This window comes from uncultured Dokdonia sp., from assembly GCF_947492815.1.
Lineage (GTDB): Bacteria > Bacteroidota > Bacteroidia > Flavobacteriales > Flavobacteriaceae > Dokdonia.
Window position 1 is genome coordinate 1 of the sequence record NZ_CANLOB010000130.1, and the last position, 227, is coordinate 227.

Consider the following 227-nt stretch of genomic DNA (forward strand, 5'->3'; position numbering starts at 1 on the left):
ACGGTAACAATTGAGGTTGCTTGTGCTGATGATGTGATGGATGATATGGCAACTACAGATGAGGATACTCCAGTGAACATCGATGTATTGGATAATGATGATTTTGATCCAAACAGTGATGTTGAAGTAACCGATGTAACAGATCCAGCAAATGGAACAGTAACAATCAATCCTGATGGAACAGTAGACTATACACCAGATCCTGATTTCTGTGGAACTGATACGTT

General features: G+C 39.6%; 1 protein-coding gene. It reads left to right on the plus strand.

Annotated features, from left to right (window positions below; all coding sequences use genetic code 11):
• Positions 1-227: Ig-like domain-containing protein (locus Q1A01_RS23820; RefSeq protein ID WP_299686110.1), on the plus strand; the 227-nt coding region annotated here is incomplete at both ends.